The 13,012-nt window shown below is 69.3% G+C and carries 14 protein-coding genes; 9 read left to right on the top strand and 5 right to left on the bottom strand.

The genetic code is table 11. The features are described from left to right. The first annotated feature begins 133 nt into the window (after nucleotides 1-133). Both J7346_RS08955 and J7346_RS08950 read left to right on the top strand, forming a co-directional pair. A complete protein-coding gene (locus tag J7346_RS08955) occupies nucleotides 134-598 on the top strand; it encodes an Rrf2 family transcriptional regulator (protein WP_209119574.1) in 465 nt (154 codons plus the stop codon). Further along, a complete protein-coding gene (locus J7346_RS08950; protein WP_209119573.1) occupies nucleotides 595-1,395 on the top strand; it encodes an SDR family oxidoreductase in 801 nt (266 codons plus the stop codon). The genes J7346_RS08955 and J7346_RS08950 overlap by 4 nt, the downstream gene beginning before the upstream one ends. A 123-nt stretch (nucleotides 1,396-1,518) precedes the next feature. On the opposite strand, the gene J7346_RS08945 is transcribed toward J7346_RS08950, so the two are convergent. After that, nucleotides 1,519-2,217, bottom strand: a complete 699-nt coding sequence (locus tag J7346_RS08945) for a MarC family protein (protein WP_209119572.1) — start codon at nucleotides 2,215-2,217, stop codon at nucleotides 1,519-1,521. A 95-nt stretch (nucleotides 2,218-2,312) separates the two neighbouring features. Here J7346_RS08945 and pyrF point away from each other — a divergent pair, with 95 nt between their 5' ends. Next, the gene (gene pyrF, locus J7346_RS08940) at nucleotides 2,313-3,038 is read left to right on the top strand and encodes an orotidine-5'-phosphate decarboxylase (protein WP_209119571.1); all 726 of its coding nucleotides are present in this window, start codon (nucleotides 2,313-2,315) and stop codon (nucleotides 3,036-3,038) included. Here the strand turns inward: pyrF and J7346_RS08935 are convergent. Both J7346_RS08935 and J7346_RS08930 read right to left on the bottom strand, forming a co-directional pair. Next, nucleotides 3,035-3,688: a hypothetical protein gene (locus J7346_RS08935; RefSeq protein WP_209119570.1), complete on the bottom strand. Its 654-nt coding sequence runs from the start codon at nucleotides 3,686-3,688 to the stop codon at nucleotides 3,035-3,037. The genes pyrF and J7346_RS08935 overlap by 4 nt on opposite strands. A 101-nt stretch (nucleotides 3,689-3,789) precedes the next feature. Further along, nucleotides 3,790-4,023 (bottom strand): DUF1674 domain-containing protein, encoded by a 234-nt coding sequence (locus J7346_RS08930; RefSeq protein ID WP_348521482.1) that lies wholly within the window; start codon nucleotides 4,021-4,023, stop codon nucleotides 3,790-3,792. A 107-nt stretch (nucleotides 4,024-4,130) separates the two neighbouring features. On the opposite strand from J7346_RS08930, the gene htpX reads away from it, so the two are divergent. The 6 genes from htpX (at nucleotide 4,131) to J7346_RS08900 (ending at nucleotide 10,927) form a co-directional block, all read left to right on the top strand. After that, the gene (htpX, locus tag J7346_RS08925) at nucleotides 4,131-5,081 is read left to right on the top strand and encodes a zinc metalloprotease HtpX (RefSeq protein WP_209119568.1); all 951 of its coding nucleotides are present in this window, start codon (nucleotides 4,131-4,133) and stop codon (nucleotides 5,079-5,081) included. 114 nt (nucleotides 5,082-5,195) lie between these two features. Continuing rightward, the gene (locus tag J7346_RS08920; RefSeq protein ID WP_209119567.1) at nucleotides 5,196-6,431 is read left to right on the top strand and encodes an argininosuccinate synthase; all 1,236 of its coding nucleotides are present in this window, start codon (nucleotides 5,196-5,198) and stop codon (nucleotides 6,429-6,431) included. Between the two features lie 133 nt (nucleotides 6,432-6,564). Further along, complete coding sequence (locus tag J7346_RS08915) at nucleotides 6,565-7,011, top strand: hypothetical protein (RefSeq protein ID WP_209119566.1); 447 nt, start codon at nucleotides 6,565-6,567, stop codon at nucleotides 7,009-7,011. A gap of 33 nt (nucleotides 7,012-7,044) precedes the next feature. Next, the gene (locus tag J7346_RS08910; RefSeq protein ID WP_209119565.1) at nucleotides 7,045-7,575 is read left to right on the top strand and encodes a hypothetical protein; all 531 of its coding nucleotides are present in this window, start codon (nucleotides 7,045-7,047) and stop codon (nucleotides 7,573-7,575) included. A gap of 956 nt (nucleotides 7,576-8,531) precedes the next feature. After that, on the top strand, nucleotides 8,532-9,791 hold the full coding sequence (locus tag J7346_RS08905) for a TIGR03862 family flavoprotein (RefSeq protein WP_209119564.1): 1,260 nt from the start codon (nucleotides 8,532-8,534) through the stop codon (nucleotides 9,789-9,791). Beyond that, nucleotides 9,788-10,927, top strand: coding sequence for a serine hydrolase domain-containing protein (locus tag J7346_RS08900; protein ID WP_209119563.1), 1,140 nt, complete (start codon nucleotides 9,788-9,790; stop codon nucleotides 10,925-10,927). Before J7346_RS08905 ends, J7346_RS08900 begins: the two co-directional genes overlap by 4 nt. Here J7346_RS08900 and J7346_RS08895 read toward each other — a convergent pair. Next, complete coding sequence (locus J7346_RS08895) at nucleotides 10,924-12,039, bottom strand: alpha/beta hydrolase (protein ID WP_209119562.1); 1,116 nt, start codon at nucleotides 12,037-12,039, stop codon at nucleotides 10,924-10,926. The two genes, J7346_RS08900 and J7346_RS08895, sit on opposite strands and share 4 nt — an antisense overlap. Next, nucleotides 12,036-12,974, bottom strand: coding sequence for a methyltransferase (locus J7346_RS08890; RefSeq protein WP_348521486.1), 939 nt, complete (start codon nucleotides 12,972-12,974; stop codon nucleotides 12,036-12,038). The genes J7346_RS08895 and J7346_RS08890 overlap by 4 nt, the downstream gene beginning before the upstream one ends. Nucleotides 12,975-13,012: the final 38 nt, after the last annotated feature.

The raw sequence follows: 13,012 nt of genomic DNA, 5'->3' as shown, positions 1-13,012 counted from the left end.
CCCTTCCGTGAAGCCGCGGGGCTTTAGACCCTTTCGACGGACGGTTCAATCGTGCCTCCCGGGACGGCCCCTGCCGCCATGGTTTGTGATTCCTCCGACAAACGCCTAAATCCGGATACGGAACCCGAACCTCATGTCCGACAGTCAAAGATTCCCCGTCGCGGCCCACGCCCTGGCCTATCTGGCCCACAAGGGCGCCTATGGTCCTGCCCAGGCGGTGCCCAGCGCGATCCTGGCCGCCTCGGTGCCGACCAATCCGGTGGTGATCCGCCGCGTCACCGGCATGCTCGCCCGGGCCGGCCTGATCGAAACCCGCTCGGGCGCCAGTGGCGGCGCCTGGCTGGTGCGCAAGCCCGAAACCATCCGGCTGGACGAGGTGCTGAAGGCCGTCCATGGCTGCGCCCATCTCGGCTCACCGCCCGCCGGGGCCAAGGGATGCCCGGTCGGCGAACACATTCCCCGTCAGGTGGCCCGGGCACTGATCGCGGCGGATCAGGCGGCGGGCGCCGCCCTGTCGCGCATCACCATCGCTGACCTGCTGGCGGACAATCCGCCCTCGCTGGCCGGTTTCGCCCTGCCGGCCGCGACCGGCGCATGACCCGGCGGCGGGTGCTGGTCACCGGCGCCTCGGCCGGCATCGGCCGGGCGCTCGCCACCGTCTATGCGCGTGAGGGCTGGGACCTGATCCTGACCGCACGGCGACAGGCCCCCATGGATGCGCTGGCGGCCGATCTGGCGGCGGCAACCGGCTGCGACGCCCGGGTGCTCCTCGCCGATCTGGCCGGGGACGGCGCGGTGACCGATCTCGTCGACCGGATCGCGGACCTGGGGCTCACGGTCGATGGCCTGATCAACAATGCCGGCTTCAGCCGCACCGAGGGGTTTCTGCATACCGATCCCGACGCCCAGCAGGCCATGATCCGGGTGATGCTGACCGCGCCGGTGGCGCTCAGCCGCGCGCTGGTGCCGGGCATGGTCGAGCGTGGCTTTGGCCGGGTGCTGAACGTCGCCTCGCTGGCCGGGCGGATGCCCGCGACCGGCGGCGACACCCTCTACGGGCCGATCAAGAGCTTCCTGATCAAGGCCTCACAGGGGCTGTGGCTGGAGATGCAGGGCACGGGCGTGCACGTGACCGCCCTCTGTCCTGGCTACACCCTGACCGAATTCCACGATGTGAACGGCACCCGCGAGGAGGTCTCCTCGGCCTATCCCGCCTGGATGTGGCAGACGGCCGACCATGTGGCCCGCGTCGGCTGGCAGGCCTGCGAGGCCAACCGCCCGCAGGTCACGCCGGGGATCATGAACAACCTCATGGCCGGCCTGGCCAAACATCTGCCCGACCGCATGGCCCTGTCCATGGTCGGCGGCCACGCGAAACGGCTGAAACGGATCTAGAGCCTGATCGGTTGAGGCGGAACCGCCTCGCGGTTCCGCCGATGCCGTGAATCAGGCTCCAGAGTAATACTGGACCGAAATCTGAGCCCGGTCGGACATGCGTCCAACCCAACCGATTTCGGTCTAGTGGCCGCCTGACGGATAGGGCGTGGTGACATCGCCCGAGAACATGCCGGGGATGGCCTCGCCGAGGCCCGCCAGAATGAACTGGATGGCCAGAGCGCACAGGATCAGGCCCAGCACCCGCACCACGATCGCCATGCCCACCTCGCCCAGCAGGCGGCTGATGGGTCCCGTCATGGCAAAGCAGACGAAGGTCGCGATGCCGGCGCCGGCGATGGCGACAAGGCCTGCGGCCTGGCCGGCGGGTCCGATCTTGGTCGCTTCGCCCGCCTGGATGATGATGGTCGAGATGGCACCCGGCCCGATCAGCAGCGGCATGGCGAACGGCACGATCAGCCGCTGGAAGCGCCGCCGCGCATAGCCCCGCACATCGGCCAGATCCGACTGGGCGTCGGCGTCGGCAAAGATCTTGAGGAAGTCCTCGCGGGCCATGTCCAGACCCAGCAGCAGCAGCAGGATGCCGCCCGCGATGCGGAAGGCGGCCAGCGAAATGCCGAAGAACTCCAGCAGCGCCAAACCGGTGAAGAAGAAGAAGACCAGAAAGGCGACGATGAACAGGCAGATGAGGGCCGACACCGACATCCGCTGGCTGAGCGTCGCGCCCGCCGTGGCGGCGGCGAAAATCGGGATGTTGCCGATCGGATCGACCAGGGCGAACAGGGCCACGAACAGGTTGACGCCAAGATCGACCGCGCCCATGACTGAATGCCCCCTGTTTCAGACCCGTATGGTGATGGTGCCGCGCGCCCCGGCGCGTCCGCGACCACCCATAGCCGCTTGCAAGGATGCCGTCGATGACCTCTCCTGTTCTGGCTGATCCGCGCCTGATCGTCGGCCTGGATCTGCCCTCGATCGAGGCGGCCGAGGCGCTGGTGGAGCGGATCGCCGACGGGGTTCTGGCCTACAAGGTCGGCCTGACCCTGCTGGCCCGGCCGGGCGGCGTGGCCTTCGCCCACAAACTGCGCGCCCGGGGCAAGATGGTCTTTCAGGACTGGAAACTGCACGACATCGGCGCCCAGGTGGAGGGCGCGGCCCGCGCGGTGGCCGAGGGCGGCTGCGACCTGCTGACCGTCCATGCCGAGCCGCAGGTGATGAAGGCGGCGATCCGGGGCCGCGATTCCGCAGGGTCCGACACCCGCCTGCTGGCCGTGACCGTCATGACCAGCCTGTCGGACGCCGATCTGGTCGAGATCGGCTATGGCCGCACGGCCTCGGAACTGGTCGAACAGCGGGTGCAGCAGGCGCTCGACATCGGCATGGACGGCGTGGTTGCCAGCCCGCTGGAAGCGGCGCGCGTCCGCGAACTGGCCCGCGCGGCGGGCCGGGATGAATTCTTGGTGGTGACCCCCGGTGTGCGCCCCGCAGGCGCGGACAAGGGCGATCAGCAGCGCGTCGCCACGCCTGCCGAGGCCCTCAGGGCCGGGGCCAGCCATCTTGTGGTGGCCCGTCCGGTGGTCGCAGCCGACAGTCCGGCCATGGCCGCCGCCCGGATCGCCTCCGAGATGCTCGAGATCGCCTAGCGGTCGTAGAGATAGACGTCCGCACAGCCGCAATCGTGACGGCGGCGATCGTACCGGTGGTCGCGGCGCTCATAACCCCGGTGCCGGGCCGAGCGCGGCCGGTCGTCCTGATAGCCGTATTCGTCGCGGTAGCCCTGATAGACGCTGTAGCCATAGCGCCCGCCCCGGTCGTAGCCGCGGTCATGGCGGTCGCCGTATCCGTCATGGCGCCTGCGATCGCGCCAGGCATAGCGGTCATGCTGGCGCGGCGGCTGGTACCAGACCTCACCGCGTCCGCCGTGGTCATAGCCATAGCGGTCGTCATAGCCGTAGCCGGAACGCCCGGTCGCGGCGGCACCCGTCGCGGCATAGACGCGCGTCTCGCCCTCATAGACGGGCCCGCTGACCCCGGACCGGCCATAGCTGTAGCCGTAGTCGTAAGGCGAGGGGGCATCATAGGCGATCACCACCCGGCCCTCGCTGCGGGCGTAACCCTGTGAATAGCGGCTCTGGGAGTAGCTGTTCTGCGAATAGCTGCGGCTGTAGCTCTGGCCATAGGCGTCACCGCCCCAGGTCTGGGCCACGGTCGGGGCGGCCAGCGTCGCACACGCCGTCAGGGCCGCGAGGCCACAGGCCAGACGCAGGCCGGGGCGGGAAGGGGAAATCGACATCGCCTTGTCCTCGAGATCGCCGGAGCGGCGGGTTTCGCTGAAAAGGTTAACGCCATATGGGCCGGATCGTTCGGTATTCCCCCGCGAGGCGACGGATTCCCTCAGAAGTCGACGGCCAGACCCTTGCGCTCCCAGTCACCATAGCGGGTCGGCTCGGGCCCGCGCGGTCCGCCGATCTCCTCCGTGGCCTCGGCGGCCTCGCTGGCCGCGCGGCGGGCGGCGGCTTCCTTGAGGGCGCGCCGTTCGACCTCGCTCAGGGGGCGGTCCGGTGTCGCACCCGGCACGTCGGCGTTGTGCTGCGGGGCTTCGGCCGGCGGGGTGGGCGATTCGGTCACAGGCGTGTCCTCTTGAGGCATCTCGGGCCCGGAGACACATAGGAAGACGGTCGCGACCCGACCAGCCCGCCTCCTCGTCCGGCAACTGTCAGAGTCTTCCTCCGGTGATGAACCACGCCAAGACCTTCATCCTGCTGGCGGCCCTCGCCGCCCTGTTCGTCGGCATCGGCTATCTGATCGGCGGCGTGACCGGCATGGTCATCGCCCTGGTCCTCGCGGCGGCGCTCAACCTGTTCAGCTACTGGAACGCCGACAAGATCGTCATGCGCATGTACCGGGCCCAGCCGGTCGACGAGCATCATCCCAATGCGGTGGTGCGCGCCTATGTGGCGGATGTTCTGGCCATGGCCGAGGCCGCCGGCCTGCCCCGGCCGGTGGTGGCCATCATTCCGAACGACCAGCCCAATGCCTTTGCCACCGGCCGCAATCCGGAGAATGCCGCCGTCTGTGCCACCTCGGGCCTGCTCGACCTGCTGACGCGCGACGAGGTGCGCGGCGTGATGGCGCACGAACTGGCCCATGTGAAGAACCGCGACACCCTGACCATGACGGTCACCGCCACCGTGGCCGGGGCGATCTCGGCGCTGGCCAATTTCGCCCTGTTCTTCGGCGGTGACCGCGAGCGCCCCGGCGGGTTGATCGGCACCCTGGCCCTGATGCTGCTGGCGCCGCTGGCCGCCGGTCTGGTGCAGATGGCGATCAGCCGTGCCCGCGAATATGAGGCCGACCGCGTGGGCGCCGACATCGCCGGCGATCCCCACGCCCTGGCCTCGGCCCTGCAGAAGATCGAGGCCCACGCCCGGCGCATCCACAATCCGGTGGCCGAGCGCAATCCGGCCTCGGGTCAGCTGTTCATCATCAACCCGCTGGCGGGCAAGGGCGCCGACAGCCTGTTCTCGACCCACCCGGCCACCGGCAACCGGGTCAAGGCCCTGATGGCGCTGGCGAGCTCCATGGGGGCGAGGCCGCGCCGGGCCGAGGTCTTCGCGGCCCCGGCTTCCGGCACGACCGTGCCTGCCACGCCGACCCGCGCACCGGCCCGCGGCCCCTGGGGCTGACCGCCGGCATTCCGGCAGGGCTTGCACTGACGGTCATCTGGTTCTTTAAGCGCGGCCAGCGTTTTTCCACGCGGCCCCTCCCCCGCCGCCTGACCCCTGTTTCGAGATAGCCCCATGTCCGAGCCCAAGCCCAAAAAGGTCGTCCTCGCCTATTCCGGCGGGCTCGACACCTCGATCATCCTGAAGTGGCTGCAGACCGAATACGGCGCCGAGGTGGTCACCTTCACCGCCGACCTGGGCCAGGGCGAGGAACTCGAGCCCGCGCGGGAGAAGGCCCTGCGCATGGGCATCAAGCCCGAAAACATCTTCATCGACGATCTGCGCGAGGAGTTCGTCCGGGACTTCGTCTTCCCCATGTTCCGCGCCAACGCCCTCTATGAAGGCCAGTATCTGCTGGGCACCTCGATTGCCCGGCCGCTGATCGCCAAGCGCCAGATCGAGATCGCCCGTCAGGTCGGCGCCGACGCCGTCTGTCACGGCGCCACCGGCAAGGGCAATGACCAGGTCCGCTTCGAGCTGGGCTATTATGCGCTGGAGCCCGATATCCGCGTGATCGCCCCCTGGCGGGAGTGGGACTTCAAGTCCCGCGAGGCCCTGCTCGACTTTGCCGAAAAGCATCAGATCCCGATCGCCAAGGACAAGCGCGGCGAGGCGCCCTTCTCGGTCGACGCCAACCTTCTGCACAGCTCGTCCGAGGGCAAGGTGCTGGAAGATCCGGCGGTCGAGGCGCCCGAATTCGTCTATCAGCGCACCATCTCGCCCGAGGATGCGCCAGATCAGCCGACCGTCATCACCATCGGCTTCGAACGCGGCGACGCAGTCTCGATCGACGGCGAGTCCCTGTCGCCCGCCACCCTGCTGGCCCGCCTGAACGATCTGGGCCGCGACAACGGCATCGGCCGTCTGGATCTGGTCGAGGGCCGGTTCGTCGGCATGAAGTCGCGCGGCATCTATGAAACGCCGGGCGGCACCATCCTGCTGGCCGCCCACCGCGGGATCGAGTCCATCACGCTCGACCGCGGGGCCATGCATCTGAAGGACGAGCTGGCCGTCCGCTATGCCCAGATGATCTACAACGGCTTCTGGTTCGCGCCCGAGCGCGAGATGCTGCAGGCGGCCATCGACAAGAGCCAGGAACAGGTCACCGGCACCGTCCGGGTCAAGCTGTACAAGGGCAATGCCACCGTCATCGGCCGCGAGAGCCCGTTCAGCCTTTACGATCAGGATCTGGTGACCTTCGAGGAGGGCGTCCAGGCCTATGATCACCGCGACGCGGCGGGCTTCATCAAGCTGAACGCCCTGCGCCTGCGGGTGCTGGAGCGCCGCAATCGCCGGACGGGCGGGGCCTGAATTCCGGCCTGGATTCCGGTCTGAATCGGGTTTGAGTCGGGGCGGGGCGCAGCCTTACCGCGATTTCACTTGAAGGAGCGCGGTGTTGGGCAGAGGTTTGGGCAACCTTCTTTCAAGCCCAGAGGCTCTCCCCATGCGTCGCCTGATCCTGTCCGCCGTTGCCGTCTCCGCCCTCGGGCTTTCTGCTTTCGCCCTGCCGGCCTCGGCCGCGCCGGTCGCCGCTGCCGTCGTCGCCCAGGACCCGATCACCGAGGCCGATGTCGAGGCCGCGGCAGAGGCCTTTGAAGTCACGCTCGAAGCCCTGGTCGCCGAGGTCGAGACGATCCGTGCCGACAGCAGCCTCAGCGAAGAGGACCGTCAGGCCCGCATGCAGGCGGCCATCGACCGCAAACAACCCGAGATCGACAAGTTCGTCACCCTGCTGAGCGGCTTTGTTCGCCAGCAGACCCTGGACGAGGGCGGCACGGCCGAAGACGCTGAAATGGCCGCCGCCATGATCGAGGGCATGTTCTCCGACATGCTGGTCCAGGGGCTGCTGTCCGGCGAAATCGCCGCCGAAATGGGAGGCGAGGGGGAATAACCCCCTCCCTCCGTTCCTTCCGGGAGATCGACCATGATCCGCGCCCTGTCCCTCGCCGCCGCCCTGGCCCTGCTGCCGGTCTCGGCCGCCTTTGCCCAGTCTTCTGATCCCGACGCCGCCGAGGCCGCCCTCGATGCGGCCGCCGAAGCGTTCGAGGTCCGCATGGACGAATTCGCCGAGCGGGCCGAGGCCATCGAAGAGGACGACACCCTGACCGACCGCCAGAAGGAGGCGGCCATCATGGGGCTGTGGGCCGAGTACCAGCCGGACGTGATGGCCTTCACCCAGTCGGTCGCGGTCGCCATCCCCGACATCGTGGCCGACGCCCTCGCCGAGGTCGACGTCGAGGCGGTGGTCGCCGAAGCGCTGGCCGAGGCCGATCTGGCCGGCGGCATGGGCATTGCCGAGGCGGTCGCCGTCGGCAACGGCATGATGACCAATGGCGCCTGGGCCAGCGACGACCCCGAACATCAGGCCACCTATGGCCTGATGGCCGACTACGCCCTCGGTCAGGCCATGGATTCCATGGAAGACGAGGCGGACGAGCCGTCCTCCGACGACTGAGCCGCCGGTATACTCCCTCCTTCTCCCCTTGTGGGAGAAGGTGCCCCCTGAGAAGGGGGCGGATGAGGGGTCGCGCCGAGATCGGAAGGCCATCGAGCCGACTGAAGCCGACCGCTCGTCACCCGACTGAGAGACCCCTCATCCGTCAGGCTTCGCCTGCCACCTTCTCCCGCAAGGGGAGAAGGACCGCTGGGTCAAACGCCTCGGCCATCATGGCCGTGCGGAAATTTTCCCGTTTTTTCAAAACTCCCACCGTTTCCCGTCCCGACTTCCTCGCCCCACCCCGGGCCTGTGCGAACCTCCCCGGGTCCTGTCGCACGGAGGGCTCGTAAGGCCTGCGACCTTGTGAGCGGCGGGAGCGATGGAGCGGGGTTGGAGGGGCCTCAAGCAGCGAGCCACCGCGTCGCGAGCGGTAGGCCATTTCAAACACCCTCGATCACCGCCTCCGGGTGCGTGATGAGGGCAAGGGTCGAGGGGGATACTCGGCCGTTCCGGGACTGAACGCAGGTCCAGCCCGCCCGCCGGAGGCGCTGCGGTAAGGCGATAACACCGCCACCCGACGCAAGCTTCCGGAAAACCACCGCGCGGAGCGTCAGACTTCGTCGAAACGGTATTTCTTGTTCTCATCCGGGCGAAGGCCCGGCGCTCCGCCTGCCCTCCAACCCGCCGCCAACACGGACGGGCGCTTCCGCACATCCGCGACTATTCCTCCCCCACCGGGGGAGGGGGACCCTGCGAAGCCTTGGCGAAGCAGGGTGGAGGGGGCAGCGCCGCCGTCAGAACACAGGAGCGCGCACAATCCTCACCCGCACCTCCGCCCCCTCCGTCACGGCGCTGGCGCGCCGCGCCACCTCCCCGCAAGCGGGGAGGTGATGAACAAGTCGATTTCAGACCATTCAGACGATTCAGACGGTGTATTCTCGCCCGACCCGGACGGTTGCTCTAGACACCCCTTCATGACCGCACCGCCGCCTTTCCAGCCTGACCCCGCGGGCCTCGTCGTCGTCATCGGCGCGGGTCCGGCCGGCCTGATGGCGGCCGAGCGCCTGTCGGCGGCGGGTCTGGCGGTCGCGGTCCATGAGCGCATGCCCTCGCCGGCGCGCAAATTCCTGATGGCGGGACGTGGCGGCCTCAATCTGACCCACAGCGAGCCGCTGGACCGGTTCCCCGCCCGGTACGGCGACCGGGCCTCCCAGGTGAGGGACTGGCTGGGCCGTTTCGATACGCAGGCCTTGCGCGACTGGGCCGACGGTCTGGGCGCCGGGACCTTCGTCGGCTCCAGCGGTCGCGTCTTCCCCCGGGCCATGAAGGCGTCGCCCCTGCTCAGGGCCTGGTTGCAGCGTCTTCGGGATCAGGGCGTGTCGCTTCACACCGGCTCGCGTTGGACCGGCTTCGAGGCCGGCCAGCCGGTGTTCGAGGGCGAGATCGGACGTCGACCCGTGCCCGCCCGCGCCATTATCGTCGCCACCGGCGGCGCCAGCTGGCCCCGGCTGGGCTCTGACGGACAGGCCCTGGACCTGCTGGCCGGACAGGGGATCGCCGCCCGCCCGTTCCGTCCCGCCAATGTCGGCACGGTGCTGGAATGGTCCCCGGATTTTTCCGCCCGCCATGCCGGTCAGCCCCTCAAGGCCGTGGCCCTGACGGTCGGGGATCGCACGGTCCGCGGCGAGGCCATGGTGACGCGAGAGGGGCTTGAAGGTGGCGCCGTCTATGCCCTCGGCCCCGATCTTCGCCGGGCGCTGGACCGGGACGGTCGCGCCACGCTCCACATCGACCTTCGCCCGTCCGAGACGGTCGAGAGCCTCGCGGCCCGTCTGGCGCGGGTGCCGTCCAGCCAGTCGCGGGCCAATCGCCTGCGCCGGGCCGCAAGGCTCAGGCCGGTCGAGGCGGGTCTGCTGCGCGAGGCGCCGCCCCTGCCACCCGACGCCGATGACCTCGCCCTCGCGGCACGGCTGAAAGCCATCCCCCTGACCGTCACCCGGCTGCAGGGGCTGGAGCGGGCGATTTCCAGCGCGGGCGGGATCGATCCTGCGGCCCTGACACCGGCGCTGATGGTCGAGGGCCACCCGGGCCTGTTCGTGGCGGGCGAGCTGCTGGATTGGGAGGCCCCGACCGGCGGCTATCTGCTGCAGGCCGTCATGGCCTCGGGTGTGGTCGCCGCGGACGGCGTCCTGGGCTGGATCGCCGGAGCTGTGCCCGCTAGGGAGGCACCATGACCGACGCTCCTGACATCCACGGCACCTGCCCCGCCCGCTTTGACGGGGTGAAGGCCGCCTTCCGGCGCAACTTTACCGACGGACCCGAGGGCCTCGACGAAATCGGCGCCCGCTTCACCGTCTGTCAGGGGGGAGAGGTCCTTCTGGACCTCTGGGCCGGCCATGCCGATACGGCGCGCACCCGCCCCTTTGCCGACGACACCCTCGTCCCCGTGTTCTCGACCGGCAAGGCCGTCATGGCGCTGATGATCGGCTGGGCCGTCGAGCGCGGCCTGCTGGACTACGAGGCGCCGGTGGCCGAGGTCTGGCCCGACTTCGGTCAGGCCGGCAAGTCCGCCATCACCCTCGGCCAGCTGATGAGCCATCAGGCAGGCCTGTCCGGCTTCTCGCCCGCCATCGACCCGACCGTCTGGTTCGAACCGGAAAAGGTGCTGGAGGCCCTGTGCCAGCAGGCGCCCCTGTGGGAACCGGGTACGGCCTCGGGCTATCACCCCATCACCATCGGCTATCTGGCCGGCGAGGTCTTCCGCCGCGCTGACGGCCGCAGCATGGGCCAGGCGCTCAAGGAGGACTTTGCCGGTCCGGCCGGCCTCGACCTGTGGCTGGGCCTGCCGGATGCCGAGCACGGCCGCGTGGCCCAGATGAAGAAGCCCACCTCGGCCCCGGACCTCGGGCCGATCGACGCCATCAAGACGGCGGCCTTTCTGGATCGCGGCTCGGCCCCGGCCGGGCGGGGCTCGGCCGACTGGCGCCGCATGGAAATCCCCTCGGCCAACATCCATGCGACCGCCGGGGCGCTGGCGCGGATGCTGGCGCTGGCCCTGCCCGAAGGGGTGGCGGGCAAGGCGCTGTCCGGGGCGACCCGCGCGGCCATGACGCGTGAACGCATCTCCGGACCGGATCGTGTGCTGCCGTTCGACATGTCCTGGGCGGCGGGCTTCACGCGCAATCAGGGGCTTGGCATCTTCGGGCCCAACCCGGACACCGTCGGCCACTGCGGCTGGGGCGGGTCGTGTGCGCTGGCCGATCCGGAGACCGGCGTGACGGCGGCCTATGTCATGACGCGTCAGTCGCCCCACCTGATCGGGGATCCCCGCGCCACGGCCCTGATCAACGCCCTCTACGCGGCGCTCTAGCTGGAGCGCGGCTCGGTGCCGGTCGGCGCCAGATCGGGGGCGTCCGGCACGGCCAGCGGGTCTTCCGCCGGGGCGCTTGCGGCAACCGGCGCGGTCTCCGTCCCGGTCTGCGCGACGGGCGACAGGTCCTGCAGCGGCGACACATAGTCGGCCATGGCGTCGAACTCCTCGAGGAAGACGGCACGCAGGGGGTCGGTCTCCATCAGCACTTCGTGCTTCGCGCCCGGCACCTCGACATAGCGGCCCCGGCCGAGGCGCTTGGAGGCCCAGCGGTTGGTCTGTTTCCAGACCCGGTCGTCCTCGCCCGGCTGGACGATGGCCACCGGAATCCGCACGGACTTCAGGGCCTTGGGCTTGAGCGCCCGCTCGCCCAGATCCAGCGCGAAGCCCAGCCAGCCCCAGGTCGGTCCCCCGACCGCCAGATGCGGGCAGGCGTACAGCTGCTGGCGCCACAGTTCGTATCGGGTCTCGTCCGAGGTCAGGGCGTCGTTCTCGAAGGTGTGCTCGAAGGGATCGTCCGGATCGTCCAGCACATAGTCGCCGGCCTTGCCGTGGCGCAGGTTCCAGCGCACCGCCAGCTTGACCGACCACATCGACCGCTTGCCGGTCTTGATCTTGAGCATGGGGGCGCTCAGCACCGCCCCCGAGAACCGGCTCTCGCCCAGCTCCAGGCTCATCAGATTGAGGGCCCCGCCCATGGAATGGCCGACCATGATCCAGGGCTTGGGCGCCCGCGCCTCAAAGGCGTCGAGCAGGCGGGCATAGTCGTCGAGGAACTCCTCGACCGCGCGGGCATGCCCCTTCAGCCGGTCGGGCAGCAGACGCGCCGACAGGCCCTGACCCCGCCAGTCGTGGGCAAGCACACAAAAGCCGCGCGCCAGAATGTTGCCGATGACCTCGAAATACTTCTCGATCGGCTCGGTGCGGCCCGGGCTGAGCACGACCGTGCCGCGGGGTTTGGCCGCGACCAGACTGGACGGCGTCCAGAAGGCGGCCCGCAGCCGCAGGCCGCCGGCACCCCGGAACCACTCACCCTCGCCATGCGGCGGGGCCGAGGCCCCGGGCACGCCCATCAGCGGGGCATTGGCAGCGTAGGCAGCGACTCGATTCACTCGGGTTTCCTGAATTTGAGCGTCATGCGATCGCTCTCGCCGATCTCGTCGTATTCGGTACGGTCGAAATCGGGGTTGGGGGGTTCGCCCTGCGGGGCCGTCAGTCGGACCGGCGCCAGGGTGTCGACGCCGAACGGATGATCGCGATCATCCCTTTCATTCGCGTTGATTTCCGACGAGGCCACGAAGATGAAGCCGGCCTCGGCCGCCAGCTGGCGGACATAGGCCTCCTGCACATAGCCGCTGGCCGCGATCGGATCCTGATCCTTCTCGGGCGACAGCCGGTGCTGTTCGATGCCCAGAATCCCGCCGGGCTTCAGCACGGAAAAGGCGTCGGCAAACGCTTTCTCGGCGATACCGGCCGCCATCCACGAGTGCAGCCGGCTCATGAACAGGACCAGATCCGCCGAATTGGCCTCGGCCACCGGGCCGCTGGTCGGGCCGAAATCGGCATAGGTGATCTCGCCGTACAGGCGCGGATTGGCCTGGTAGCGCTGCTCATAGGCTGTGACCATCTTGGCCTGGGCCGGATCGTTCCCCAGCCCCGCCTGGAAGTTCACCGCTATATATTTCCCGCCGTTGCGGGCCAGATAGGGCGCCAGAATCTCGGTGTACCAGCCGCTGCCGGGCCAGAACTCGACCACGGTCATCTTCGGCTGAAGATCAAAGAAGCGCAGGGTCTCGAACGGATGGCGCCATTCGTCGCGCGCCCGTTCCTCGCCGCGCCAGTTGCCCGCAATCGCCCAGGCCAGGCTGCCCTCCGGGGGGCCTTCGGGCTCGGGCGGGGTCTCCGGCGTCGGCTCGGGGGCCTTCCTGCCGCGATCGCAGGCCGCAACCAGAGCCGCCAGACCGGCGCCCACGAGCAAGCCGCGGCGCGATGGCCGGGTCAGGCCGTCGGCAGAAGGCCGGAGGGCGGGCGGGGTCGGATCGGACATGTCGCGTTCCAGGGACACTTCTCGGGTGCGGTCACGGG

It is taken from the genome of Brevundimonas sp. A19_0, assembly GCF_017744255.1.
Taxonomy (GTDB): domain Bacteria; phylum Pseudomonadota; class Alphaproteobacteria; order Caulobacterales; family Caulobacteraceae; genus Brevundimonas.
Note: the sequence above shows the minus strand (reverse complement) of the source record. Positions and strands in the feature narration are given on the sequence as shown.